The organism is Streptomyces sp. NRRL S-646 (assembly GCF_000720765.1).
GTDB lineage: Bacteria > Actinomycetota > Actinomycetes > Streptomycetales > Streptomycetaceae > Streptomyces.
On the sequence record NZ_JODC01000019.1, the window covers coordinates 88545 to 115022 of the forward strand.

Sequence of the window (26478 nt, forward strand, 5' to 3'; positions counted from 1 at the left end):
TGATGCGAGGCGTGACCGGACGACTGATGCTCCTCGACACCGCCTCGCTCTATTTCCGCGCCTACTTCGGCGTGCCGGAGTCCGTGAAGGCCCCGGACGGCACCCCGGTGAACGCCGTGCGCGGGCTCCTCGAATTCATCGACCGCCTGGTCAAGGACCACCGCCCCGACCACCTGGTGGCGTGCATGGACGCCGACTGGCGCCCTCAGTGGCGGGTGGACCTGATCCCCTCGTACAAGGCGCACCGTGTCGCCGAGGAGCACGAGGTCGGCCCGGACGAGGAGGAGGTGCCGGACACGCTCTCCCCGCAGGTGCCGGTCATCGAGGCGGTCCTCGACGCTCTCGGCATCGCGCGCGTGGGCGTCGAGCCGTACGAGGCGGACGACGTGATCGGCACGTTCACCGCGCGGGCGAAGGGCCCGGTGGACATCGTCACCGGCGACCGCGACCTGTACCAGCTGGTGGACGACGCGCGCGGGGTGCGCGTGCTCTACCCGCTCAAGGGCGTCGGCACGCTGCAGCTCACCGACGAGGCGTGGCTGCGCGAGAAGTATGGGGTGGACGGAAAGGGGTACGCGGATCTGGCACTGCTGCGCGGCGACCCGAGCGACGGCCTGCCGGGCGTGCCGGGCATCGGTGAGAAGACGGCCGCGAAGCTGCTCGCCGAGTTCGGGGACCTGGCCGGGATCATGGCCGCGGTCGAGGACCCGAAGGCGAAGCTCACGCCGTCGCAGCGCAAGCGCCTGGACGAGTCGCGGCCCTACGTCGCCGTCGCCCCGAAGGTGGTGAAGGTCGCGGACGACGTCCCGCTGCCGGACGTGGACACGGCCCTGCCGCACGCCCCGCGCGACTCGGCGGCGCTGGACGAGCTGGCGGTCCGCTGGGGACTGGGCGGCTCGCTGCAGCGTCTGCTGACGACGCTGGGGATGTGACGATTCCGGCGACCGGCACTCATCGGGTCTTCATGGGAGAGGTGTTAACTGAGGGAAGGTGCTAACTTAGGTAAACCTAAGCTTGGGAACAGGGAGGCCGCCATGGCAGAACGCCCGGCACGGAAGCCGCGGAAGGCCCAGTCCGCGCAGGTCGTCCGCACGGAACGGCTGACTCCGCACATGCAGCGCGTGGTCCTCGGTGGTGAGGGTCTGGCCGGGTTCGCGGCGGACACCTGCACCGACCACTATGTGAAGCTGCTGTTCCCGCCGGACGAGGGTGTCGCCTATCCCGAGCCCTTCGACCTGGAGCGCATCCGCGAGGAACTTCCGCGCGAGCAGTGGCCGGTGACCCGGACGTACACCGTGCGGGCCTGGGATCCGGTCCACCGCGAGCTGGCGCTGGACTTCGTGATCCACGGCGCCGAGGGCCTGGCCGGCCCCTGGGCGGCGCGCGTCCAGCCGGGCGAGACCGTGCACTTCATGGGCCCCGGCGGCGCCTACGCCCCGGACATCAGCGCCGACTGGCATCTGCTCGTCGGCGACGAGAGCGCCCTGCCCGCGATCGCCCGCTCCCTGGAGTCGCTGCCGGACGGCACTACGACACATGCCTTCGTGGAGGTGTCGGGCCCCGAGGAGGAGCAGAAGATCGACTCCGACGTGCAGGTCGTCTGGCTGCACCGCGGGGACCGGCCCGTCGGCGAGGCGCTGGTCGAGGCCGTACGGTCGCTGCGGTTCCCGGAAGGCCGGATGCACGCCTTCGTCCACGGCGAGGCGCACTTTGTGAAGGAACTGCGCCAGCTGCTGCGCTGCGACCTGGCGATCCCGCGCGAGGACCTGTCGATCTCCGGTTACTGGCGGCTCGGTCACAACGAGGACGGCTGGCAGGCCTCCAAGCAGGAGTGGAACGCGCGTATCGAGGCGGAGCAGGAGCGCGCGGCGTCCGCCGCGTGAGACGTCCGAAGGGGCGGCACCTCGCCGAGGTGCCGCCCCTTCGTTGTTGCCGTCACACCGGGGGCGCGCTCACACCGACCGCTGGTACGAGCGGAAGGTCCGGATCGACAGCCACACCGCCGCCACCGCGAGCGCCAGCAGAGCCCCGCCGCGACTGAGCACGTCAGCCCAGTCGGGGTGCTCGGACAGGGCCGAACGGCCCGCGACCATCGCCCAGTTGAGCGGGTTGAAGTCGGCGATGTGCCGCATCCAGGACGGCATCTGGGACGGCGCCATGAAGGCACTCGAAAGAAACGTCAGCGGCAGCAGCAGGAAGGTGTTGATGCCGATGATCGACTCCCGCTCCCGCACCAGCATGCCCAGCGCGTTGGACAGCGCCCCGAAGACGGTGCCGAGCAGCACGGAGGCGAGGACCAGGATCGCGATGCCGCCGATGCCGCCCGGGTAGTCGGCGCCTCCGGCCAGCGCGAGCAACACGATGACGACCGACTGGAAGGCGGTGACCAGGCCGTTGTTGACGACGTTGCCGTTCATCAGCGCGGCCCGGCTGACCGGCGTGGTCAGGAAGCGGTTGAGCGTGCCCCGCTGGATCTCCTCCAGCGTGCCCATCCCGGCCCACATGTTGGAGCTGAGCGCACTCATCACGACCACGCCCGGGACGAGGTAGTCGAGGTACGTGGTCGTCCCGAAGCCACCCAGCTCGACCACCTTCTTGAAGAGGTTGCCGAACAGGAACAGCCAGATCACCGGCTGGATCAGCGTGATGACCGCGTACGCCGGCTGCCGGGTGAACACCATGAGCTGACGCTGCGTCATGTACCAGGTCTGGGAGACGGCCGTGCTCATCGCGCACCTCCGGCGAGGACGAGGTTCTCGGTGCCTTCGGCATCGGCCTCGGAGTAACGGCGGCCGGCGTAGCGGAGGTAGACATCGTCTAGGGAGGGCCGGGCGACGGTCGCGGCGGCGACCCCGACCCCGGCCCGCTCCAGCGCCCCGAGCAGTGCGGGTACGGCGGCCGCCCCGTCGTCGGCGCGGACGCTGACGCGGCGCCCGTCGACCAGTACCTCGTGCATCCCGGGCAGACCGCCGAGGGCACCTTTGAGCAGCGTACGGCCGGCCTCTCCGAGCGCCTCCCGCAGCTCCAAGTGAACGGCGTCGCCACGGAGTTCACCCTTGAGGGAGTCCGGGGTGCCCTCGACGACGACCCGGCCGCGGTCGACGATGGCGATGCGCTCGGCGAGCCGGTCGGCCTCCTCGAGGTAGTGCGTGGTGAGCAGGATCGTCAGACCCTCCTCCCCCGCCAGCCGGCCGATCTCGTCCCACATCGCCGTGCGGGCCTCGGGATCCAGGCCGGTGGTGGGTTCGTCGAGGAAGAGCACCTCGGGCCGGTGCACCAGACCGAGCGCTACGTCGAGTCGGCGTCGCATTCCGCCGGAGTAGCCCTTGACCGGACGCCTCGCGGCGTCGGCGAGACTGAAGCGGTCGAGCAGCTCGTCCACCCGCCTGCCGAGGGCGGCACCCTTCAACCCGTAGAGCCTGCCCTGGAGTTGGAGGTTCTCGCGGCCGGTGGCGACCGGATCGGCGCCGGAGCTCTGGGCGACCACACCGATCGCGCGGCGCACCCGGTCCGGGTGGCGCAGCACGTCGTGCCCGGCGACCGTGGCGGTGCCCGAGTCGGGCTTCGCGAGGGTGGTGAGGATCTTGACGGTGGTGGATTTGCCGGCGCCGTTGGGCCCGAGGAGGCCGAAGACGGTGCCCGGTTCGACGGTTACGTCCATGCCGCACAGGGCGGTGACATCGCCGGGGTAGGTCTTGATCAGCTGGCGCGCCTGCACTGCGGGCGCACGGGTAGCACTCACGACTGCTCTCCTGAATGAGCGGATGACAACTGATCCGTCCGCTTGAAGAGCGCCGGGCTATCCTGGGTGTGCCGCACCTCGATCGCCTGGAGCCGCTTCACGGCGGATTCAGTTCGGGGTTCGAGACCCCGGCCCAGCTGCTGCAACAGCCCGGCCGGGGTCTGTTTCGTCAGGTGAACTCCGGTGGCAGCTCCCCCGTTTCGTGGAAGCGACGCCACCCGTCGACGCCCGGCAGCGAGCCCTTCTCGATCTCCTCCAGGAAACCGCGGACCCATTCCGCCTGTGCCTCGACCATGTGCAACTGGTACTCGACCTCGACGAGGAAGAGCCGCGGAAGCGTCTCGTACAGCTTCTGCAGCGCCGCGCGCCTGCTCGCCACGTCCACCTCGAGGTTCTGCAGCCGCTCCGCGAGCAGCCGCACCACGTCGTCGGGAGGCAGGGCACCGAGCAACGACAGCGCAGTCTCGAAGATCGGAAACTCTTCGGCCGGGACGGCCAGCAGATCGGACAGCCAGTCGGCCATCTCCTCCCGCCCCGCCTCGGTGAGCCCGTAGACCGTGCGCTCGGGCCGGTTGCCCTGCCGCTCGACGTCCGCGACCTCGACGAAGCCGTGCTTCTGGAGGTTCTGCACGACCGTGTAGAGCGAGCCGTACTTGATCTTCGTGCTGACGTCCTTGCCCTGCCGGCGCAGCGTCTGGCCGATCTCGTATGGATGCATCGGCTTCTGCCAGAGCGTGACCAGCACGGCGAGCGCCAGCGGGTTGCTGAGCTTGCGGCGCTTCATCGCCATGACCGATCACCTCGCTTACGAATATCCGTGGCCGAACATATCGCGATGCCCAACCAGGCGTCAATACACACGATGTATCGCGTTTTGATGTGCGCGGCAAGGGCGTGAGGACTTGGGCCCGTCGTGGACATGGCGGCGTGACACACACGAAACAGCCCGTCCCTAATTTCTGTCGCCTGACAGGAACCCGCACCACTCTCCGCTCCCCGCGCCGAAGGCAGGTGCCGCCGTGACGACAACCACCCCCTCCGACATACGCCCCGACCCTCCGCACTCACCGGACGACGGCTCCCTCGCGGAGTTCGGCTACCGCCAGGAACTGCACCGCAGCCTGGGCAGGTACGCCTCCTTCGCGGCCGGGTTCTCCTTCATCTCCGTCCTGACGACCGTCTTCCAGTTCTTCGCCTTCGGGTACGCGTTCGGCGGCCCTGTCTTCTTCTGGGCCTGGCCGGCGGTGCTGGTCGGGCAGCTGCTGGTGGCCGCGTGCTTCGCAGAGCTGGCCGCCCGGTATCCGATCTCGGGCGCCATCTACCAGTGGTCCTCACGACTTTCGAACCTCACCTTCGGCTGGTTCGCCGGCTGGATCATGGTGATCGGACAGATCGTGGTGGTCGCGGCGGCGGCGCTGGCACTGCAGATGGTGCTTCCGGCGATCTGGTCGGGCTTCCAGCTCGTGGGCACCGACTCGGCGGTGACGTCGGAGGACGGCGCGGCGAACGCGGCGGTCCTCGGAGTGATCCTGCTGGTGCTGACCACGCTCGTGAACATCGTGGACAACCGGGTGATGTCCGTGGTCAACCGGGTCGGCGTGACCGCCGAGATCATCGGTGCAGTGCTCATCGTCGTGCTGCTGCTCACCCACTCGACGCGCTCCCCCGGCATCACCTTCCACACCACGGGAGCCGCAAGTTCCGGCCTGTTCGGGGCACTTGCCGTGGGTTCCTTCACAGCCGCGTACGTGATGATCGGCTTCGACAGCGCGGGCGAGATGAGCGAGGAGACACACCACCCCCGGCGTACGGCGCCCCGCACGATCCTCACCGCACTCGGCGCCGCGGGCCTGCTCGGCGGCCTGGTCATCCTGGGCGGCCTGCTCGCCGCGCCCAGCCTTACCGACGGCCGGCTGGGCGTCGACGGCCTGAGCTACGTCCTCACCAGCCGCCTCGGCGACGGCCTCGGAAAGGTGCTGCTGGCCGATGTGGTGGTGGCGATCGCGGTGGCCACCCTCGCCATCCAGACCGCGGCCTGCCGGATGCTGTTCTCCATGGCCCGCGACGGCCAGCTCCCCTTCTCCCGCCGCCTCGCCCGCGTCAATCCGGGCACGGGCATGCCGAACGCCCCGGCCCTCGTCGTCGGCGTCCTCGCCGCAGCCCTTCTGCTGCTCAACTTCGCCTCCCCGGACGCCTTCCTTGCCATCGGCACCACCTGCATCGTGATGCTGTACCTGGCGTACGCGATGGTCACGGGCCCGCTCCTGATCCGCCGCCTGCGCGGCGAGTTCACCTCCGAAGGCACCGACGAGACGGGCGGCCGGCTCTTCTCCCTCGGCCGCTGGGGCATCCCCGTCAACGCCCTCGCCCTCCTCTACGGCCTCCTCATGACGGTCAACCTGGCCTGGCCGAGGGCGGCTGTGTACGACCCGGCGGGCGGGCACTGGTACTTCCAGTGGTTCACGGTGCTGTTCCTCGCGGCGACGGTGGTGGCCGGCGGCGCGTACCGGGCTTACCGCCGGCGGACGGCGGCCCAAAGTGATGCCGCTGTTCAGAAGGCCGCCGTCTAGCCCGGGCCCCCAGCACGCGCGCGTACGGTCAGTCGCCCTTCACGCGCGCGTGCAGGTGCATGTCGTGCCATCCGTCCTGGTGCCAGCCTGCGCTGCGCTTGGTGCCCTCCAGGACGAAGCCGGCCTTGTCGGCGACCCGGCAGGACGCCCCGTTGGCCGTGGCATGCAGCAGCTCCAGGCGATGGAGTCCGATCTCGTCGAGGGCCCAGCGGGTGAGGGTGTTCGTGGCACGGGCGGCGACGCCACGGCCACGGGCCGCCGCCGCGGTCCAGTAGGCGATCGCGGCCAGACCCTCGTCGAGCCGGATGTCGCGCAGCGCCACCCGCCCCAGCAAGCGGTCGGTGTCCGCGTCGGTGACGGCCCACTGGGCGTCCCGCTCCTCACCCCAGCTCCGCTGCCACTCCTCGATCCAGCCGGCGACCTCCTCCACGGAATCCGCGGACCGGACGTGCCACTGGTGAATCAGCGGGTCCTGGAAGGCGGCATGGACGGCAGGAGCGTCCGCAGCCCGCCACGGGCGCAGGAGGAGGCCGTCGCCGGTGGACAACGCGGGCTGAGGGACGCCGGCGAGGCTTCCGGCGGGCACGACGGGGTCAGCGGTGAAAGGCATGATCCGCATCCTGCCAACGGACAGGGAGGAGCCCAACGGATTTTCCGACGACTACCGGCCTACGGCACCCCTCTCCAGACACTCCACCCGGACACGGACCCTGTCGGGGTTCAGAGTCATACGGGGCTCGACGCGCGGCAGTTGAAGGTCGTTGTGCGAGAGCCGCCAGCGGGCCACGATCGTGGACAATGCCAATGTCGCCATGGTCATCGCATAGTTGTCGCCGATGCACTTGCGCGCGCCTCCGCCGAACGGAATGAAGGCACCGCGCACGTGTTCCTGCTCCGGCAGCCAACGGTCGGGATCGAAGCTGCTGGGGTGAGGATTGAACCGTGCGTCGTGGTGCATGAGATATGCGCTGTAGACGAGCGTGGTTCCGGGCGGAATCACGGCATCTGCCAGCCGGGCTTCGGTGGTGGTCGTCCGGGTGAAGATCCATCCGGGCGGGTAGAGGCGCAGTGTCTCGGTGATGACCCGGCGTGCCAGGTCGAGCCGGGGGAGATCGTCCCAGGTGGCCGTCCGGGTGCCGAGAACCTCATCCGTCTCGGCGCGCAACCGCTCCTGGAGCTCGGGGTGTTGGCACAGGAGATGGGCAGCCCAGGTAAGGGCCACCGCGGTGGTGTCGATACCGGCGACGAGCAGGGTCATGATCTGAGCGTGGATCTCGGCGTCGCTCAGGGCTCGCCCCTCGTCGTCACGGGTCTCGAGGAGCATCGACAGCACATCGCCGTGGGATTTCTCGTCCTGCCGGTACAGACCGATCGTCTTGCTCACCGCGGCCCATGCCCGGTCGCGAGCACGCTCGTAGCGCACGTTCGAGGGGAGTGGCAGGCGGCGCAGCAAAGGCGGGAGGACGGCCTGCTGGTAGATGCCCCGGAAGATGTCCGGAAGACATTCCGTGACGGTCTCCACGGCGGGCCCCGCGACGTCGGCCGTGAACAACGTTCGAGCAATTGTGCCACTCGCGAGAGAATACATCTCCGCGCCGGCATCGATGGCTCGTCCATCACTCCAGCCGACTGTGAGCGCGTCTATCTGCTCGCTCATGATGACGGCATATTTCTGCAGGGAGGAACGAGAGAAGGCCGGCTGCAAACTACGTCGCTGTCGCCGGTGAGCGCTGTGCGGACACGAGGCGATGCCGTCCCCGAGCGCATTTCCGACGCGCTCGATGATGGGGCCGCCCTTGTCGTAGACGCGGTCGTTCAGGAGCATTTCCTGGACGAGTTCGGGTCGGCAGACCACCACGGCCTTTTGCGGACCTAACCGTATCTGTACGAGATCGCCGTACGAGGGGAGGGTTTTCAGGAACTGCAGCGGATCCCGAAGCAAGGGCAACAGATGCCCGACGAGTGGCAGTGCGCCTGGAGCGTGTGTGATGCCTTCACGGTTCGTTGCCATGACATACCAGCCTTCCTTGGCCGATCCAGGTATCGCTCAGCGACCGACCGTTACTACGCCGGGATGTACAGTCCTGGGCTCGGGAGCAGCACCTGAAGATGAGCATGCTGCTGATCCGACTCGTCCGAGGCACCGGGGAGTGTGTAGCGACTGGTGTTGCCGTACCACTGCAGGCACCCGTTGGTCCACTGCCGCATTCCGGCAGTGACCTTCAGAATCGCCTCACGGGTGGCGCGCGGCACGCCACGACTCACCAGGAAGGGCAAGAGCTGTTCTTCGGCGGCCAGGAAGTCGGCTACGCGCGCCTCGACCTTGGCAACGGCCCGGTCGATGGCCTGCTGCAGCGAGATTCCGCCGGCATGCTGCATCACTATGACAACGTTGTGGAAATCTCCACGTTTGCTGTCCAGGTGGACTGAATGCAGGTCGTTCTGCCAGGCGACAACATCGCTCGCGGCTTCGATTATCCGCCTGAACAGGCCTGTCCCGTATATGCCTTCTGGAACCTCTGTGTCCTGACTGAGTTCCACCAGATCGAATCCGAATTCCATACCTACGGACAACCGCCTGGTCTGGGTGAAACTCTCGATTCCTGGAGGAGTGCCACGGAACCGGTTCTCGGATTCCTCGGCGAATCCCTGGAAGAATAGCTCCAGGTGCCGGTTGAGCCGTCCATGAAGCGTCGGCGAGAGCCTTTCGCCGGTACGCACGGCCAGATCCGAAAGAGCCCTGGTGAAAGGAGTCCGGTCTCGCGCGGGGGCAGGGTCTTCTCCGGTATTGATGATGTCCGTCAGGCGCCGCTGAACCGGAGCCCATGCTTCCGGGGCGTCGTAGACCTTCAACGTGTGCAGGTCGTCCAGGATGAAGGTGAAGAAAAGCCATTCCGCACACAGGCAGAGATCACTGAACGATGCTTCCGGATAGGTCCAGGCGACAAAGCGCCCGTAGCCTGCCCGCATCCGCTCCTGGCCGCCTCGCGTCTTGGCCAGCCCGAGGCTCTCTCCGAGTGAGCTGACGTATTCCTCGATCTTCTGGATGTGTGGACTTACGGCCGGCGGGGCGGGTTCCACAAACGTCGGGATCATGGCGAGCACGAGGACCTCCATGTCTGGGCGCAGAAGTCGGCTGAGGCAGATGAGGTGCGGTCAGGTTGCCTGCTCGCGCGGCGAGAAGGCCGAGGAACAGCCGCAGCGAGCGGCCGCGGCACGAGCCGCGACTCGGGCTTCTCCTTCCGTGTTGGCGCGAACAGGACGCTCTGCCTTCGGCGGTACACCCTTCAATCACATCGCAGTTCGGTTCACATCGGAAGTGGGCGTCCCTGATCCAGCCGTGAACGAACCGAACAGCCAACTGAACGTTCGACGATCGGAACTGACGTTTCCCCTCCTCAAGCCCATGGCTTGAGCAACAGCCCTCGGTCGACCTGACCGGCCAGAGCCAGCTCACCGAGGGGACGAGCAAGGTGACGACTCTCAGTAGACGCAGACCCGCCAACGGGAACAAGTGATCACAGGGGGGCGCATCGGGGCGCAAAAGTGGTCACGTAAGCGCATTGGATGGCCGATAGTGCACAGGCACTGATGAACGCGCTCGTGCGCCGGAGCCTGTCATCGCGATCCGGCGCGCAGGCGGGCGCCCCAACGCCCTGCGACTGCACCTCGCCCCGCTGTCAGCGCCGTCTCGTACGCTTGATCGCGATGAGACGCCGTACGCCACCTCCGCCCTCTCCCCTGCCGCAGCGCGACGGGGTGGACCCCGTGCGCGTGCGGTTGCCGGCCGGGGACGAGTGGGCGACCGTACGGGATCATCTGGTGGCGCGGCTCGCGGCCGGGGCCGGGGTGATCGACGCCATGCTGGACGCGGGGCGGATCGTGGACGGCTCCGGGCATCCCGTGCCGCGGGACGCGGCGTATGTGCCGGGGATGTTCGTGTGGTTCCACCGGGAGCTGCCGGATGAGGAGCGGGTGCCGTTCACCGTCGACGTCGTGTACCGGGACGAGCACGTGGTCGTGGCGGACAAGCCTCACTTCCTGGCCACCACCCCGCGCGGGAGCCATGTCGCCGAGACGGCCCTGGCACGGCTGCGACGAGAGCTGGGCCTCCCGACGCTGGGCGCGGCGCACCGGCTGGACCGGCTGACGGCCGGGCTGGTGCTGTTCACCGTGCGGACCGAGGAGCGCGGCGCCTACCAGTCACTCTTCCGTGACAGGCGGGTGTCGAAGGAGTACGAGGCAGTGGCCCGGTACGACGCTGCGCTGGACCTCCCGCGCACCGTGCGCAGCCGGATCGTCAAGGAGCGCGGAGTCCTGGCGGCCCGCGAGGTCGAAGGCGAGCCCAATGCCGTGAGCCGCGTCGAGCTGATGGAGCACCGGGCCGACGGGCTGGGGCGATACCGGCTCGTTCCGAGCACCGGGCAGACCCATCAGCTGCGCGTCCATATGAACGCGCTCGGCGTGCCCGTCCTCGGCGATCCGCTCTACCCCGTGGTGACCGCCCCCGTGCCGGCCGGTGACTTCCGCCGCCCGCTCCAACTGCTGGCGCGGGCACTGGAGTTCACCGATCCGGTCACAGGGGCGGAGCACCGGTTCCGCAGTGCCCGAACCCTCGCTGCCTGGAGCTCCTACGGCGACTGGGCCGGTCAGTAGCCGCGCCACCACAGCAGGAAGCGACGCCAGGCGCCCTTCGGGCGGGCCGGTTCCTCAGGCGCGGGCGCCGCCTTGGGCGGTGCGGCCGGCTGGGGTTCCGCGACAGCGGCCGCCGGCTCGGGCTGCTTGGTGCCGATCTCCCAGTCGGTGCGCTGCGACGGGACCGGGGCGTGGCCGGGCAGCGCCTTCACGTCCTGCTGGGGCTTCGGCTCGAAGTGGACCGGCAGCTCCACCAGGTGCCGGTTCGAGATGGACGCCCGCCAGCGCAGCTCGCTCTCCTCGCAGGCCAGTTGGATGTCCGAGAGGCGGCTCAGCAGCGCGTCGACGCCGACGTCGGCGATGGCACGGCCGATGTCCTGGCCGGGGCATTCGTGAGGTCCGCCGCTGAAGGCGAGGTGGGAGCGGTTGCCCATCATGTTGGCCGACGGGTCGGGGCGTACGCGCGGGTCGACGTTGCCCGGTGCGATGCCCAGGAGGAGGCCGTCGCCCTTGCGGATGCGCTGTCCGCCCAGCTCGGTCTCCTGTTTGGCGAAGTAGCCGAGGATCGTGCTGAACGGCGGCTCGTCCCACAGGGACTGCTCGACCGCCTGGGGCACGGTCATCTGGCCGCCGTTGAGCTGGGCACGGAAGCCGGGGTCGGTGAGGACCACTCGCAGCACGTTGGCGAGGAGGTTGGCGGTGGATTCGAACGCGACGATCAGGACGACACGCAGGTGCTGGCCGACCTCCTCGTCGGTGAGCCCCGCCGGGTGGTTGATCAGGTGGCTGGTGAAGTCGTCCTCGGGTACGGCACGCCGGCGGGCCGTGAGCCGCATCAGGGTTTCCATGATGTATGCGTTGCTGGCGATGGCGGTCTCGGTGCCCTTGAGCATGTCGCGGGCGGCCTGCACGAGCCGGTCGTTGTACTCCTCGGGCATGCCGAGGATCTCGCACATCACCGCCATCGGCAGGTGCTCGGCGAACTGACTGACCAGGTCGGCCCGGCCCTCTTCACAGAACTGGTTGACGAGGTGCTGGGTCGCGCGGTTGATGTGGCGGCGGATGCCCCGGTGGTCGATGGTCGACATGGCGCCGGTGACCGCCCCGCGCAGCCGCAGGTGTTCGTCGCCCTCGGCGTGGCAGCAGATGGGCTGCCACGCGACGTGCGGCATGAGCGGGTGGTCCGGCTTGAACGTGCCGTCCTGCAGGGCGGTCCACAACCGGGTGTCGCGGCTGAACAGCGAGGGACTGCTCACCATCTGCAGGTTCTCGCTGTGGCCGAGCACCACCCAGATCGGCACGTCCTCGTGCAGCAGCGTGGGGGCCACGGTGCCGTGCTCGGCACGGAGCTTTTCGTACACGGCTCCGAGGTCCTCCGCCTCGGGGCCGTACAGTCGTCGCAGCCCGTCGGGGCCGATGCCGTGCGCGGGGCAGCCGGGGGGCGGGCCGGCCATGGACTCGTCCGTACCGGTCGGGGAGAAGGGTTCAGGCCTCACGATGATCGCTCCGAAGCTGAAGTGGATCCGGTGTACATGAAGTGATGGGCTCCCCCGGTCCGGGCGGCTCGGACGAAGCCGCAGACGTGGGGGAGGTCGTGCAGGGGGGCGGGGCCGTACGGCTCGGGGACGGGACGGGGTGACGTACGGCCCGGCTCGATCGGTGCGTGGCTCAGGTGGACGCCTTCGCCCTGGCCAGCGAATGCAGGAAGCGCAGCAGCGTCATCAGGACGTCCCGGCTGGAGGCCCGGCGGCGTGCGTCGCAGTCGATGATCGGGATCTCCTCGGCCAGGTCGAGCGCGGCGCGCAGGTCGGCGACGGGGTAACGGGGGGCGTCGGGGAAGGAGTTGACGGCGATCACGAAGGGCACGCCGCGCTCCTCCAGCCGCCCGATGACGTCGAAGCTGACCTCGAGCCGCCGGGTGTCGATCAGTACGACCGCGCCGAGCGCGCCCTCGAACAGCCCGTTCCACAGGAACCAGAAGCGTTCCTGGCCGGGGGTGCCGAAGAGGTAGAGCACCAGTTGGTCGGTGATGCTGATGCGGCCGAAGTCCATGGCCACGGTGGTGGCCGTCTTGGACTCGGAGCCGTAGTTGTCGTCGACCCCGACGCCGGCCTGCGTCATGGTCTCCTCGGTGGTCAGCGGCCTGATCTCGCTGACCGAGCCGACCATCGTCGTCTTGCCGACTCCGAAGCCGCCCACGATCACGATCTTCACCGCGGCCTGGGCCGTGTGCGGCAGATGATCCGCTGTTCGTGGTCCGGGGATGGTGTCAGAGCCTTTGAAGTCCATGCATCACCGCTTCGAGAAGGGAACGGTCGGGGAGCGCCTGCCGGACGATCGGGGCGCGCGCCTGCACCAGTTCTGCCGTCAGCATCTCGGTCAGCAGCACGGTCACCACGCTGAACGGCAGACTCAGATAGGCCGAGAGCTCGGCCACCGAGAGGGGGGCCGTGCAGAGCCGGAGCATCGCCGTCTGCTCCGGGGTGGCGGAAGGCGGCGGGTCGGCGCGCGCCACGATTAACGTGACGAGGTCGATGTCGGCGCGTTCCCCGTCCGGCCCGGCCACGACGTACAGCCGCTCCGGGGCCTTCGTGTCACCCTGCTGGCCTTCCTTGGCAGGTGTCGGGGGAGGTTCCGCGGTTTCCTGACTGGGGTATCGCCGCCGGCGTTGCGGAGGAGTCATACGGTCTGCCCGTTGCGCCGGGGCGGGCTGGTGAGATGGGCCCCGATGCGTACGACGAGATCGCGCATGCGGTTGCTCATCAGACCGGGTTCGGCGACCACGTCGGAGAGCACCGCGAGGTAGGCGTTGGCTCCCGCGGCCATCAGATAGAAGTAGCCGCCGTTGATCTCGATGATGACCAGCTTCATCCGTCCGTCGCTGCCCGGGATCTCATGGGCGACGGCACCCGCCAGGCTCTGCAGCCCCGCGCAGGCCGCGGCGACGCGGTCGGCGGCGTCCGGATCGCCCCCGTAGCGAGCGATGCGCAGGCCGTCGGCGGAGAGCACGACGATCATCTCGATGCCCGGTACTCCGTCGGCGAGATCCTTGAGCATCCAGTCGAAGTTGGCTCGCTGCTGGATCACTTGTGGTCCCTCTCGTCGTCGGCCTCGATATGGGCCGGCTCGTTGGTCGGCTGGGTGAATGCGGTCGGGTCCGGGTCGCCTTTGAGGCCCTCCCAGAACGCCTCGACCCACAGCCCGGGTTCGGTTTCCTTGGTCTCCGGCTCCGGTTCCGGCACGGGCGTCGCCCAGGCAGGCCTGCTCGCCCGGGCCTCCCGCTCGGCCTCTTCGGCGGCGGCCTGTTCGGCGAGCCGCTGGCTGAGCGGGATCTTGACCCGGCTGCGGCGCTGCGGCAGGCCGCCCGCGGTCCACTCGGTGACCTCGGGGATCTCGTCCTCCATGGACACGCCGGCCGGGATGCGCGGGCTGGTGGGACGCCGCCGCTTCGGTGCGCGCTTGGGACCTTCGAGCGCACCGAGTTCGAGCTTGGGCGCCGCGGTGGCGCCGATGCCGTGGGCGAGGCCGGGCGCCTCGTCGCTGGTCACCATCACGCGCGGGATGACGAGGACGGCGCGGACACCGCCGTACGCGGAGGCGCGCAGCGAGATCTGCATGTCGAACGCCTTGCACAGGCGGCCCACGACGGCCAGGCCCAGTCGGGGGGAGTCGCCGAGTTCCTGGAGGTCGACGCCGGCCTGGGCGCGCTCCAGCATGGCCTCGGCCTTGGCGCGGGCCTCCTCGCTGAGGCTGACGCCGGCGTCCTCGATCTCGATGGCGATGCCGGTCTGCACCTCGGTCGCGATGACGTGCACCTTGGTCTGCGGCGGCGAGTAGCGCGTGGCGTTGTCGAGGAGTTCGGCGCAGGCGTGGATGACCGGCTCGACGGAGATGCCGCGGATGTTGACCTTGGCGATGTTGTCGAGCGAGATGCGCCGGTACTCCAGGATCCGGGACATGGCGCCGCGCAGCACGCTGTACAGCGGTACGGGCTGCGGCCACTGGCGGCCGGGGCGGCCGCCGCCGAGCACCGCGATGGAGTCGGCGAGGCGGCCGATCAGCGCGGTGCCGTGGTCGATGCGCAGCAGGTCGTCGAAGACCTCGGGGTTGCGGCCGTGGTCCTCCTCCATCTCCCGGAGTTCCTTGGCCTGTTGGTGCACGATCGCCTGGACGCGGCGGGCGATGTTGACGAAGGAGCGCTGCGAGGAGTCCCGCAGGGCTTCCTCGGTGTCGATGATGTCGAGCATCCGCCTGACCAACGCCACCTGGGCCTTGGGCAGGTCGCGGTAGGCGGGGTCGATGTCGCCGAGTAGGCGGACCACCTCTCTGGGGGAATGGCCGCCGCGCAGGTACTCGATGGCGGTGGGGACGATCTCGTGCGTGAGGCGGTGGATCTCCTGGTCGTGTCCGGCGATGCGCCGTTCCGTGTACGCACGGTGACGGGCGCTCTCCTCGCGCACGGCCCGCAGGGCTCGGCCGCGGCGTACCGCTTCGGCCGTCGTCGCGACCACCAGGAGCGTGGCGACGGCGCCGCACCACACGACGGCCGCGCGGGCCGGTACGGCCACCAGGGCGACGGCTGCTCCGGTCGCTGCGGCCATCAGTATGGCGGGCAGCAACAGCACGCGCGCGTAAGGAAGTTCACGGCGCCCGGGAGGGGATTGAACACTCACCATGTAGGCCCTCTGAAAAAGATCGGCTGGGTGTCTGGGGAGCTTGCAAGTGGGGTACGCATGGGACTGCGCTGGATCTTCGGTATTTTTGGGAACAAGCGCACGAATACACCTCAACTCGGTGCGCTGCGGGCGAGCTTAGTCCGACCGGATCATCGCCGTGTCATATTCAGCAAGCACCTGAAATGGGACCGGACCAAGGGGTACTCTCGGCTCCATTTGCACACTCAGCGCCCATTCGAACACGCCGCGTCACGACGTACGGAAGTACGAAAAACACTCACCGTGACGAGTGAAGATCAGCTTCCGCGCCGGTCGGTCAGACGCCGGCGATCCGCAGCGCCGCGTCCGCCGTGGCCTCGGCGAACACCGACACCGGGCGTTCGGGGTCGGAGCGGTGCACGAGGATCACGCCCTCGATCAGACCGAACAACAGGTCCGTACGGAGATCGAGCTCGTTCTTGGCGAGCGCGCTCCCGGCGGCCGTGGCGGCGAGCAACTGGCGGTAGGCGTCCTTGAGTTCGGCGCGCACGGCGTGGAAGCCGGCGAACCGCTCGGCGCGCACCTCGGGCAGCAGATACAGCCCGCCGAGGTTGTGCGGGCCGCCGCACAGCAGCTCCACGTCCGTCCGGCACAGCTCCCACAACCGGCCCTCGGGCGGGGTCGCATCCTCGGCGAGGAGCTGTCGGGCGCAGGCCAGCGAGGGCGTGACCGTGGACTCCAGCAGCTCGGCGAGGAGCTCCTCCTTGCCGGAGACGTAGTGGTACATGGAGGCCTGCCGCATCCCCGCACGCTCGGCGACCGCACGGGTGGTGGTGGCCGCGTAGCCACGGGTGGTGAACAACTCGGCGGCGGCCGCGAGCAGTTCGTCGCGCGGCGAGAGGCCGCTGTCCGGCCGTTGCGCGGCCCGCGGCCTGCCGACCCGGCGGCCGCCTGCTCCACCCGGCGTTCCCATGCGTTCGATCCTCGCACACGGCCGGGCGGAACGATCTCCGGGCGATCTCCGGACCGGCTTCGTGAGGGCTCGGTAACCCACCGGCAACGCGCGGGCAATGCCCGTGACCCGCCCGGCTCCTAATTTCTGTCGGGCGACAGAAACAACCCGGAAGAGACCACACCGGAGCCGGAGGTCCCGCGATGGCGACAGCGACCACATACGGAGCCCGCGACCACGCACGCGCCCAGGAGGGCACACACGCCGAGGCCATGCCCGTCGTCCCGGCCGCCGCCTGGCCGGACCCGCCCTGCGCGGCGGGCCATCTGGTCTGGGCCGAGACGGTCGCGGGCGGCAACTACACCCACCGGGTGCTCGCCCGCGGCACCGAGCTGCGCCTGACCGACCTGCACGGCGAGGCCTGCGCCCATCTGCTGCTGTTCGTGGCCGACCGGCCCTGGGAGCGGCTGAACGTCGCCGACACGGTGAAGGTCCAGTGGAACGCCTACCTCGGCGACGGCCGGCTCCTCCTGTCCGACCAGGGGCGCGTCCTCGCGAGTGTCGTCACCGACACCTCAAGGCGGCACGACGCGCTGTGCGGCACCTCCACCCTCGTACGCAACACGGAGCGCTACGGCGACGGCACCCCGCAGTCCTCCTCCCCCGCGGGCCGCGAGCTGTTCAAGCTGGCGGCCGCGAAGAACGGCCTGCAGACGCGCGACCTGCCGCCCTCGCTGTCGTTCTTCCAGGGCGTGGAGGTGCGTGAGGACGGGTCCCTGGACTTCACCGGGTCCGCCGGCCCCGGCGGCAGCGTCACGCTCCGCGCCGAACAGGACGTCACCGTGCTGATCGCCAATGTGCCGCACCCGGCCGATCCACGCCCCGACTACGTCAGCACCCCGCTGGAGGTCCTCGCCTGGCGCGCCGCGCCGACCGAACCGGGCGATCCGCTGTGGGAGGCCACGCCCGAGGGCCGCCGCGCCTTCCTCAACACCGCCGAATTCCTTGCCGCGAGGGGGCTCGCATGAGCACGAAGACCGTGGTTCCCGCCCGCTCCGCCTGGTCCTGCGTCATCCGCGCGGGCGAGACGCTGACCATCACCGACCTGCACGGCAACCAGGCCGTCGACTTCCTCGTCTACGACGCCCACGACACCTCCGTCCGCTACAGCGCCCCCGACACCATCCACGCCCAGGGCAGCATCTTCCTGACCAGGGGCAGCGTGCTGATGTCCAACGAGCACACCCCGCTGATGACGCTGACCGCCGACGACGTGGGCCGCCACGACACGGTCGGCGGCGCCTGCTCCAAGGAGTCGAACACCCTCCGCTACGGCCACCACACCTGGTCCCAGCACGCGTGCGTGGACAACTTCCTGGCGGAGGGCGCCAAACACGGCCTCGGCAAGCGCGACCTCGTATCCAACATCAACTGGTACATGAACGTACCCGTCGAGAAGGACGGCACGCTCGGCATCGTCGACGGCCTCTCGGCGCCGGGCCTGAAGCTGACCCTGCGCGCCGAGCGCGACGTCCTCGTCCTGGTCTCCAACTGCCCCCAGATCAACAACCCGTGCAACGGCTTCGAGCCGACGGCGGTGGAGATGACGATCGGGGAAGCCGGATGAGCTTCGACACGCTGCTGGTCGCCAACCGGGGCGAGATCGCGGTCCGGATCATCCGCACCGCCCGCGAACTCGGCCTGCGCACGGTCGCCGTGTACGCCGACCCGGACCGCTCCGCCCCCCACGTCCGGCTCGCCGACGAGGCGGTGCGGCTCGGTCCGGCGCCCGCGAAGGAGTCGTATCTCGACGCCGACCTGGTGCTGAAGGCGGCGAAGGACACCGGCGCCGGCGCGATTCACCCCGGCTACGGCTTCCTGTCCGAGGACGCGGCCTTCGCGCGCCGCTGCGAGGACGCCGGGATCGTGTTCGTCGGCCCGACGCCCGGGCAACTGGAGCTGTTCGGCGCCAAACACACCGCGCGGGCGGCGGCCGCGGCGGCAGGGGTGCCGCTGGCGCCGGGGACGGGGTTGCTGGCCTCCGTGGACGAGGCCCTCGCTCAGGCCGCCGTGATCGGCTACCCCGTCATGCTCAAGGCGACCGGCGGTGGCGGCGGCATCGGTATGTCGGCATGTCGCTGCGCCGATGAACTCACCGACGCCTGGGAGCGGGTGCAGCGCGTAGCCGCCGCCTCCTTCTCCTCCGCGGGTGTCTTCCTGGAGCGGCTCGTCGAGCGCGCCCGCCATGTCGAGGTGCAGGTCTTCGGCGACGGCGAGGGCCGGGTCGTCACCTTCGGCGACCGCGACTGCTCCCTCCAGCGCCGCAACCAGAAAGTGCTGGAGGAGGCCCCCGCCCCAGGCCTCCCTGACCGCGTTCGCGCGCAACTCGCCGCAAACGCCCGCGACTTGTGCGCCTCGGTCGGCTACCGCTCCGCCGGAACCGTCGAGTTCGTCTACGACGCAGCCCGCGAGGAAGCGTACTTCCTTGAGGTCAACACCCGCCTCCAGGTGGAACATCCGGTCACGGAGGAGATCTACGGCGTCGACCTCGTCGCCTGGATGCTGCGCCTGGCCCGCGGCGAGTCCCAGGTCGTACGCGAACCGGGCGCACCCCGCGGCCACGCCGTGGAGGCCCGCCTCTACGCCGAGGACCCCTCGCGCGAACACCGGCCCAGCGCGGGCCTGTTGACACGGGTCGAGTTCCCGACGGGCGTCCGGGTCGACGGCTGGGTGGAGACCGGCACCGAGGTCACGACCTCGTACGACCCCATGCTCGCCAAGGTCATCGCCTACGGCCCCGACCGCGCCCACGCGCTCCAGCGACTGGACGAGGCGCTGGCCCGCACCCGTGTCGACGGCATCGAGACCAACCTTGGCCTGGTGCGCGCGGCGCTGGACCACCCCGACTTCAAGGCCGCCGGTCACTCCACGGCGACGCTGGCCTCCGTGACCGACCCGACACCGCGTATCGAGGTCGTCTCCGGCGGCACCCTCACCACCGTGCAGGACTGGCCGGGCCGTACCGGCTACTGGCAGGTCGGCGTGCCGCCGTGCGGTCCGATGGACGACCTGTCCTTCCGGCTCGGCAACCGGGCGCTCGGCAACCAGGAGGGCGCCCCCGGCCTCGAATGCACGCTCCAGGGGCCGTCGTTGAGGTTCACCCACCCGACGACGGTGTGCGTGACGGGAGCTCCGGCCGAGGTCACGGTCGACGGCATGCCGGTCGCGCAGTGGGAACCGGTGACGGTGCCCGCAGAGGCCGTACTGGAGATCGGCGCACCCACACGGCACGGCCTGCGCACGTACGTGCTCTTCGCCGGCGGCCTGGACGTACCGGCCTTCCTCGGCAGCGCGAGCACCTTCACACTGGGCCGGTTCGGCGGACACGGCGGCCGGGCGCTGCGCACGGGCGACGTCCTGCACGGCGGTACGGTCTGCGAGGGCGCCCCGGTGCCTGCCGAAGACCGCCCGTCCTTCACCGCCACATGGCGGATAGGCGCCGTCGAAGGCCCCCATGCCGCACCGGAGTTCTTCACCGAGGACGACATCCGCGACTTCTACGCCGCCGAGTGGAAGGTGCACTTCAACTCGGCCCGCACCGGCGTACGACTGGTCGGCCCCAAGCCGCGCTGGGCCCGTACCGACGGCGGCGAGGCGGGCCTGCACCCGTCCAACATCCACGACACCCCGTACTCCGTCGGCGCCGTCGACTACACGGGTGACATGCCGGTGCTGCTCGGCCCGGACGGCCCCTCGCTCGGCGGGTTCGTCTGTCCGGCGACGGTTCTGAGCGGGGAGCGGTGGAAGCTGGGCCAGCTGCGCCCGGGCGACACGGTGCGCTTCGCGCCGGTGACCGTCGACGGCTCGCCCCGCGTGGACATCGTGGACGGCGGCGTACTGGCCCGCGACGGCGACATCACCTACCGCCGCAGCGGCGACGACAACCTGCTCGTCGAATTCGGGCCCATGCAGCTCGACCTGGCGCTGCGCATGCGCGTCCACGCGCTGATGGAGGCGGTGGCCGAGGAGGGACCCGAAGGCATCACGGACCTCACACCGGGCATCCGCTCCCTGCAGATCCGGACGGACCCGAGCCGCCTGCCGCTCCATCACCTCCTCGCCGGGGTCCGGGAGATCACGGCGACGCTACCGCCCACGGACGAACTCGTCGTCCCCTCCCGCACCGTCCACCTCCCCCTCTCCTGGGACGACCCGGCGACCCGCGAGGCGATCGCCCGCTACATGGCGGGTGTCCGCGACGACGCCCCGTGGTGTCCGTGGAACATCGAGTTCATCCGCCGGGTCAACGGCCTGGAGTCGGTGAACGACGTGTACGACACGGTCTTCGACGCGGAGTACCTCGTACTGGGCCTGGGAGACGTGTACCTGGGCGCCCCGGTGGCGACCCCGCTCGATCCCCGCCACCGCCTGGTGACCACGAAGTACAACCCGGCACGCACCTGGACCGCCGAGAACTCGGTCGGCATCGGCGGGGCGTACCTGTGCATCTACGGCATGGAGGGCCCGGGCGGCTACCAGTTCGTGGGCCGTACGACGCAGGTGTGGTCGGGGTGGCAGCAGCGCGGCGCGTTCGAGCCGGGCTCGCCCTGGCTGCTGCGCTTCTTCGACCGCATCCGGTGGTACCCGGTGGACGAGGACGAACTCCTGGACCTGCGCGCCGACATCACGTCCGGCCGCTTCGTGCCGCGCATCGAGGAGGGCACCTTCTCGCTCGCCGAGTACCAGGCCTTCCTGGACGAGAACGCCGAGTCGATCGGTGAGTTCCGGACCCGGCAGCGGACGGCCTTCGCCGCGGAGCGGGACGCATGGGAGGCCGCCGGCGAGTTCGCCCGGGCCGAGGCGGCGGACACACCGGCCACTCCTCCGGCCGAGGTGACCGTCCCGGCGGGTGGCCGTCTGGTGGAGGCCGAATTCGCCGCGTCCGTGTGGCAGTTGAACGTCGAGCCGGGCGACGAGGTGAGCGCCGGGCAGCCTCTCCTCGCCCTGGAGGCGATGAAGATGGAGTCCAGGGTGCACGCGCCGATGGACGGCGTGGTGGCGCAGATCCTGGCCAGACCGGGCGACCAGGTGGAGGCGGGGACGGCACTGCTCGTCCTGGCCCCGGCGCCGTACTGCATCCATCCGGGGGGCAACCCCCGGACCCCCGGCAGAAACGCAGGTCAGCGGCGGTGACCGGCGCGCACACCGCGAGGCGAGCATGAGTGAACCACACCGAGGAGCAAGAGATGTCCGCTGTGAACCGTGTCCGTGCCGCCTACGCCCGCATCGAGGCAGTGGACCGTCCCGAGATCTGGATCGACCTGCGCCCGCAGGCCGAGGTCGAGGCGGAGGCGGACGCGATCGACGCCCGCGTGGCGGCGGGTGAGCAACTGCCCCTTGCCGGACGCCTGCTCGCGGCGAAGGGCAACATCGACGTGGCCGGTCTGCCCACCACCGCGGGTTGCCCTGCGTACGCCTACGAGCCCGAGGCGGACGCTCCGGTCGTCGCCCGCCTGCGCGCGGCGGGCGCGGTCGTGCTGGGCACGACGAATCTGGACCAGTTCGCGACGGGCCTGGTGGGCACGCGCTCGCCCCACGGCGCGGTCCGCAACGCGCACGACCCTGCCCGGATCAGCGGCGGCTCCAGCTCCGGCTCGGCCGTCGCCGTGGCCCTGGGCATCGTCGACCTCGCGCTGGGCACGGACACCGCGGGCTCGGGCCGGGTCCCGGCCGCGTTCAACGGCATCGTCGGCCTCAAACCGACCCGCGGTCTGGTCCCCACGGCGGGAGTCGTCCCGGCCTGCGCCTCCATCGACTGCGTGACGGTGTTCGCCCGCACCCTCCCGGAGGCCGAACAGGCGCTGTCCTTCATGACCTCCCCGCCGGACCGCGAACTCCCGCCGCTCCCCCAGCGCACCCCCGGACCGTGGCGCATCGCGGTCCCGCCCCGGGAACAGCTCGGCGAGCTGGACGAGGGCTGGGCGGAGGCGTACGAGGCGGCGGTACGGCAGCTCGAAGCGGCCGGAGCCGACATCCGCACCCTCGATCTGGCCCCTTTCACCGAGGCCGCGGCGATGCTCTACGAGGGCGCGTTCGTCGCCGAGCGCTATACGGCGGTCGGCGGCTTTGTCGACAAGGCGATCGCGGACGGCATCGCGGGCCTGGACCCCACCGTCGCCGGAATCATCACCCGCGCCCGCGACATCCCGGCTCACCGGCTCTACGCCGACACCGACCGCCTGACCGCGCTGCGTGCCCGTGCCCTGGCGGAACTCGCCGACACGGACGCCCTGCTGCTGCCCACCACCCCCGGCCATCCGACCCTCGCCGAGGTGGCCGCCGACCCGCTCGGCGCCAACGCCCGCCTGGGCCGCTTCACCAACTCCACCAACCTCTTCGACCTGTCCGCCCTCGCCGTCCCGGCGGGCGAGGTGGACGGCCTGCCGTTCGGCGTGATGCTGATCGGCCCGGCGTTCACGGACGACCGCCTGGCGCGGATCGCCGCACTGCTCCAGCCGGACACACAGGTGGCGGTGGTGGGCGCGCACCTGTCGGGCCAGCCCCTCAACCCCCAACTCCTGACCCTGGGCGCCCGTTTGGACCGCACGACCACGACCGCCCCCGCCTACCGCCTGTACGCCCTGCGGACGACGCCACCGAAGCCGGGCCTCGTCCACGTCGGCGAGGGCGGCACGGCGATCGAGGCGGAGGTCTGGACTCTCCCCGCGGCGGGCCTGGGCCGCCTGCTGGCGGCGCTCCCCCGCCCGATGACCCTGGGCGGCGTGCAACTGGCGGACGGCACCCAGGTCCCCGGCTTCCTGTGCGAACCGTCCGCCCTCACGGACGCCGAGGACATCACGTCGTACGGCGGCTGGCGGGCGTACCTGAGCCGCTGAGCGCTCCGCGGGATGTGCGGTGATCTGTCTGCGGGGGCCCCAGCGCCCCTTCAGGGCACGGCCTTCCCGGACCGCCTCGCGCAGGCGGTCCGGGATGCCGGTTCGGCCCTGGCGGGGGTCGGCGGCTCAGCCCACCGACGAGTAGGCCACCACTCCGCGCAGCAGCAGGTCGACCGCCTTGCGTGCGTTCTTCGCGACCGTCGAGCTCTCCCCGCCTGAGACGGGGGCCGCCGCCGAGATCTGCCCGAGCACGTCGATGACCTGCTTGCACCACCGCACGAAGTCCCCGGCCGGCATCTCGGCCTCCCGCAGCACCTCGTCGAGGCCCTTGCCGCTGGCCCACATGTAGGCGGCCCAGGCGAACCCGAGGTCCGGTTCCCGCTGCCCCACGCCCTCGGTCTGGGTGATCCGGAAGTCCTCCTCCAGGGCGTCCAGGCGCCCCCAGATCCGCACCATCTCGCCGAGCGCGGCCTTCGCCTGACCGGAGGGCAGCTTCGGCGCCATGGCGTCGTCGCCCACCCGTGCCTCGTACACCAACGCCGACACGCACGCGGCCAGTTCGGCAGGGCCCAGCCCGTTCCACACCCCGGCGCGCAGGCACTCGCTGGCCAGCAGGTCGAGTTCGCCGTACAGCCGTGCCAGCCGCTTGCCGTGCTCGGTGACCTCGTCACCGCGCAGGTAGTCCAGCTCGGTCAGCAGCGCCACGATCCGGTCGAAGGTCCGCGCGATCGTGTTCGTGCGGCCCTCGATACGGCGCTCCAGCTGCGAGGTGTCCCGCAGCAGCCGGTGATACCGCTCGGCCCAACGGGCATGATCCTCACGGTCGTTGCACCCATGGCAGGGGTGTGCGCGAATGGCGGTCCGCAGCCTTGCGATCTCGCGGTCGTCGGCGGCCTGGGAGCGCTTCTTGCGGGCCCGCTCCGGCGGAATGTGCCCGGCCTTGGTGCGCAGCGCGGAGGCGAGGTCCCGACGCGACTGCGGGGAACGCGGGTTGAAGGACTTCGGGATGCGCATCCGCTCCAGCGCCTCGACCGGCACCGGGAAGTCCATCGACGCGAGCCGCTTGACCTGCCGCTCGGCGGTCAGGACCAGCGGACGCGGCCCGTCGTGGTGCTCGAAGCCCCGGTGGCCGTTGGAACGCCCGGCCGGCAGCCCCGGATCCAGCACCAGCGCCAGGCCCGCGTACTTGCCCGCCGGCACATGGATGACGTCACCCGGCTTGAGCTTCTCCAGCGCGACGGCGGCCTCGGCACGCCGCTCGACCGCACCCTGACGGGCCAGCTCGGTCTCCCGGTCCTTGAGCTCGCGGCGCAGTCGCGCGTACTCCTCGAAGTCGCCCAAGTGGCAGGTCATGGAGGCCTTGTAGCCCTCCAGGCCCTCCTCGTTGCGCTGCACCTGCCGGGAGATGCCGACGACCGACTTGTCGGCCTGGAACTGCGCGAAGGACGTCTCGAGGAGCTCACGCGAACGGTGCCGGCCGAACTGCTCGACCAGGTTGACCGCCATGTTGTACGACGGCTTGAAGCTGGAGCGCAGCGGGTAGGTGCGCGTGCCGGCCAGTCCCGCGAGGTGCTCGGGGCTCATCCCGCGCTGCCACAGGACGACGGCGTGTCCCTCGACGTCGATGCCGCGCCGGCCCGCACGGCCGGTCAGCTGCGTGTACTCACCGGGCGTGATGTCGGCGTGCTGCTCGCCGTTCCACTTGACGAGCTTCTCCAACACCACCGAGCGGGCAGGCATGTTGATGCCGAGCGCGAGGGTCTCGGTGGCGAACACGGCCTTCACCAGGCCGCGGACGAACAGTTCCTCGACGACCTCCTTGAACGTCGGCAGCATGCCCGCGTGGTGGGCCGCGATACCGCGCTCCAGGCCCTCCAGCCACTCGTAGTACCCGAGGACGTGCAGGTCCTCGGTGGGGATGGCGGCGGTGCGCTCCTCGACGAGAGCGCGCACCTTCCCCCGCGCCTCGTCGTCGTTGAGCCGCAGCCCGGCGTACAGACACTGCTGTACGGCGGCCTCGCAGGCGGCGCGGCTGAAGATGAAGGTGATGGCGGGCAGCAGGCCCTCGGCATCGAGCCGCTCGATGACCTCGGGGCGGCCCGGGGTCCACACCCGCGAACGCTGTCTGCGCTCCCGCTCGCGGTCCGCCTCACGCATCGCCCTACCGCGTCTGCGGTCCTGGTAGGAGGGCCGCTGGGCCTCCATGCGGGCCAGGCGCGTGAGGTCGGGGTTGACGGCCTTCTTGTGGCCCTCGCCCTCCTCGAACAGGTCGTACATCCGCCGCCCGGCGAGCACGTGCTGGAAGAGCGGCACGGGCCGGTGCTCGGAGACGATCACCTCGGTGTCGCCACGGACGGTGTCGAGCCAGTCACCGAACTCCTCGGCGTTGGACACGGTCGCCGACAGGGACACCAGAGTCACCGACTCGGGCAGGTGGATGATCACCTCTTCCCATACGGCGCCGCGGAAGCGGTCGGAGAGGTAGTGCACCTCGTCCATGACCACGTAGCCGAGGCCGAGAAGGGTCTGCGAGCCCGCGTACAGCATGTTCCGCAGCACCTCGGTGGTCATCACGACCACCGGGGCCTCGGGGTTGATGCTGTTGTCGCCGGTGAGCAGCCCGACCATGCCGTCCCCGTAGCGACGGCACAGGTCGGCGTACTTCTGGTTCGACAGCGCCTTGATGGGTGTCGTGTAGAAGCACTTCTTGCCCTGCATCAGTGCGAGGTGGACGGCGAACTCGCCCACGATCGTCTTGCCGGAGCCGGTGGGCGCGGCGACCAGCACGCCCTTGCCCGCTTCGAGCGCCTGGCAGGCCTCTATCTGGAACGGGTCGAGGCCGAAGTCGTACATCTCGCGGAAGGAGGCGAGCGCGGTGGCCTGGTCGGCAGCGCGCCTGCGGGCAGCCGCGTACCGCTCAGCCGGGGAGAGGTCCTCTGTCATCGTGCTTTCGAGCGTACCGGGCCGCACTGACAACAGGACGATCATTATCCGTTCCCGGCCCCTCGCCGCGCACAGCACAAGGGCC

General features: G+C 70.1%; 21 protein-coding genes. 8 read left to right on the forward strand and 13 right to left on the reverse strand.

All coding sequences use genetic code 11. From position 1 onward, the window contains the following. Window positions 1-2 precede the first annotated feature (2 nt). Both IH68_RS0139900 and IH68_RS0139905 read left to right on the forward strand, forming a co-directional pair. Window positions 3-932 (forward strand): 5'-3' exonuclease, encoded by a 930-nt coding sequence (locus tag IH68_RS0139900; RefSeq protein ID WP_030945888.1) that lies wholly within the window; start codon window positions 3-5, stop codon window positions 930-932. A gap of 102 nt (window positions 933-1034) precedes the next feature. Then, entirely contained in the window at window positions 1035-1883 is an 849-nt protein-coding gene (locus tag IH68_RS0139905; RefSeq protein WP_030945890.1) for a siderophore-interacting protein, read from the forward strand. A gap of 69 nt (window positions 1884-1952) precedes the next feature. On the opposite strand, the gene IH68_RS0139910 is transcribed toward IH68_RS0139905, so the two are convergent. The 3 genes from IH68_RS0139910 to IH68_RS0139920 form a co-directional block, all read right to left on the reverse strand. Then, on the reverse strand, window positions 1953-2729 hold the full coding sequence (locus IH68_RS0139910) for an ABC transporter permease (protein WP_030945891.1): 777 nt from the start codon (window positions 2727-2729) through the stop codon (window positions 1953-1955). Next, window positions 2726-3742, reverse strand: a complete 1017-nt coding sequence (locus IH68_RS0139915; protein WP_030945892.1) for a daunorubicin resistance protein DrrA family ABC transporter ATP-binding protein — start codon at window positions 3740-3742, stop codon at window positions 2726-2728. The genes IH68_RS0139910 and IH68_RS0139915 overlap by 4 nt, the downstream gene beginning before the upstream one ends. A 169-nt stretch (window positions 3743-3911) precedes the next feature. Beyond that, window positions 3912-4532: a PadR family transcriptional regulator gene (locus IH68_RS0139920; RefSeq protein WP_030945894.1), complete on the reverse strand. Its 621-nt coding sequence runs from the start codon at window positions 4530-4532 to the stop codon at window positions 3912-3914. A 229-nt stretch (window positions 4533-4761) separates the two neighbouring features. Here IH68_RS0139920 and IH68_RS0139925 point away from each other — a divergent pair, with 229 nt between their 5' ends. After that, entirely contained in the window at window positions 4762-6312 is a 1551-nt protein-coding gene (locus tag IH68_RS0139925; protein ID WP_030945898.1) for an amino acid permease, read from the forward strand. Window positions 6313-6340: 28 nt separating this feature from the next. Here the strand turns inward: IH68_RS0139925 and IH68_RS0139930 are convergent, their stop codons facing one another. From IH68_RS0139930 to IH68_RS0139940, 3 genes are read right to left on the reverse strand one after another with little or no spacing between them, the layout of a single operon-like run. Beyond that, complete coding sequence (locus IH68_RS0139930; RefSeq protein WP_030945901.1) at window positions 6341-6922, reverse strand: GNAT family N-acetyltransferase; 582 nt, start codon at window positions 6920-6922, stop codon at window positions 6341-6343. Window positions 6923-6973: 51 nt separating this feature from the next. After that, entirely contained in the window at window positions 6974-8323 is a 1350-nt protein-coding gene (locus tag IH68_RS0139935; RefSeq protein WP_030945904.1) for a cytochrome P450, read from the reverse strand. A 53-nt stretch (window positions 8324-8376) separates the two neighbouring features. Continuing rightward, window positions 8377-9408, reverse strand: coding sequence for a terpene synthase family protein (locus tag IH68_RS0139940; RefSeq protein ID WP_234341753.1), 1032 nt, complete (start codon window positions 9406-9408; stop codon window positions 8377-8379). A 612-nt stretch (window positions 9409-10020) separates the two neighbouring features. On the opposite strand from IH68_RS0139940, the gene IH68_RS0139945 reads away from it, so the two are divergent. Further along, window positions 10021-10968 (forward strand): RluA family pseudouridine synthase, encoded by a 948-nt coding sequence (locus tag IH68_RS0139945; RefSeq protein WP_078912822.1) that lies wholly within the window; start codon window positions 10021-10023, stop codon window positions 10966-10968. Here the strand turns inward: IH68_RS0139945 and IH68_RS0139950 are convergent. The 6 genes from IH68_RS0139950 to IH68_RS0139975 form a co-directional block, all read right to left on the reverse strand. Next, entirely contained in the window at window positions 10962-12443 is a 1482-nt protein-coding gene (locus tag IH68_RS0139950; RefSeq protein WP_030945915.1) for a cytochrome P450, read from the reverse strand. The two genes, IH68_RS0139945 and IH68_RS0139950, sit on opposite strands and share 7 nt — an antisense overlap. Window positions 12444-12615: 172 nt before the next feature. After that, on the reverse strand, window positions 12616-13236 hold the full coding sequence (locus IH68_RS0139955) for a GTP-binding protein (RefSeq protein WP_030945918.1): 621 nt from the start codon (window positions 13234-13236) through the stop codon (window positions 12616-12618). Continuing rightward, window positions 13217-13630, reverse strand: coding sequence for a DUF742 domain-containing protein (locus tag IH68_RS0139960; protein ID WP_030945921.1), 414 nt, complete (start codon window positions 13628-13630; stop codon window positions 13217-13219). The genes IH68_RS0139955 and IH68_RS0139960 overlap by 20 nt, the downstream gene beginning before the upstream one ends. Further along, complete coding sequence (locus tag IH68_RS0139965; RefSeq protein ID WP_016434374.1) at window positions 13627-14034, reverse strand: roadblock/LC7 domain-containing protein; 408 nt, start codon at window positions 14032-14034, stop codon at window positions 13627-13629. The genes IH68_RS0139960 and IH68_RS0139965 overlap by 4 nt, the downstream gene beginning before the upstream one ends. After that, window positions 14031-15623 carry a sensor histidine kinase gene (locus tag IH68_RS0139970; protein ID WP_051833971.1) on the reverse strand — a complete coding sequence of 531 codons (1593 nt, stop codon included), beginning with the start codon at window positions 15621-15623 and terminating at the stop codon, window positions 14031-14033. The genes IH68_RS0139965 and IH68_RS0139970 overlap by 4 nt, the downstream gene beginning before the upstream one ends. A gap of 316 nt (window positions 15624-15939) precedes the next feature. Beyond that, window positions 15940-16575, reverse strand: a complete 636-nt coding sequence (locus IH68_RS0139975) for a TetR/AcrR family transcriptional regulator (RefSeq protein WP_030945928.1) — start codon at window positions 16573-16575, stop codon at window positions 15940-15942. A 182-nt stretch (window positions 16576-16757) separates the two neighbouring features. Between IH68_RS0139975 and IH68_RS0139980 the strand changes: the two genes are divergently transcribed. The 4 genes from IH68_RS0139980 to atzF are packed head-to-tail and all read left to right on the forward strand — an operon-like array spanning window position 16758 to window position 23450. Further along, complete coding sequence (locus tag IH68_RS0139980; protein ID WP_030945931.1) at window positions 16758-17582, forward strand: urea amidolyase associated protein UAAP1; 825 nt, start codon at window positions 16758-16760, stop codon at window positions 17580-17582. Next, complete coding sequence (locus IH68_RS0139985) at window positions 17579-18181, forward strand: urea amidolyase associated protein UAAP2 (RefSeq protein ID WP_030945934.1); 603 nt, start codon at window positions 17579-17581, stop codon at window positions 18179-18181. Before IH68_RS0139980 ends, IH68_RS0139985 begins: the two co-directional genes overlap by 4 nt. Further along, window positions 18178-21747 (forward strand): 5-oxoprolinase/urea amidolyase family protein, encoded by a 3570-nt coding sequence (locus IH68_RS0139990; protein WP_234341752.1) that lies wholly within the window; start codon window positions 18178-18180, stop codon window positions 21745-21747. Before IH68_RS0139985 ends, IH68_RS0139990 begins: the two co-directional genes overlap by 4 nt. A gap of 29 nt (window positions 21748-21776) precedes the next feature. Beyond that, window positions 21777-23450 carry an allophanate hydrolase gene (atzF, locus tag IH68_RS0139995; RefSeq protein WP_324607699.1) on the forward strand — a complete coding sequence of 558 codons (1674 nt, stop codon included), beginning with the start codon at window positions 21777-21779 and terminating at the stop codon, window positions 23448-23450. Between the two features lie 126 nt (window positions 23451-23576). Here atzF and IH68_RS0140000 read toward each other — a convergent pair whose 3' ends face one another. After that, on the reverse strand, window positions 23577-26438 hold the full coding sequence (locus tag IH68_RS0140000) for a DEAD/DEAH box helicase (protein ID WP_030945943.1): 2862 nt from the start codon (window positions 26436-26438) through the stop codon (window positions 23577-23579). Between the last annotated feature and the right edge of the window lie 40 nt (window positions 26439-26478).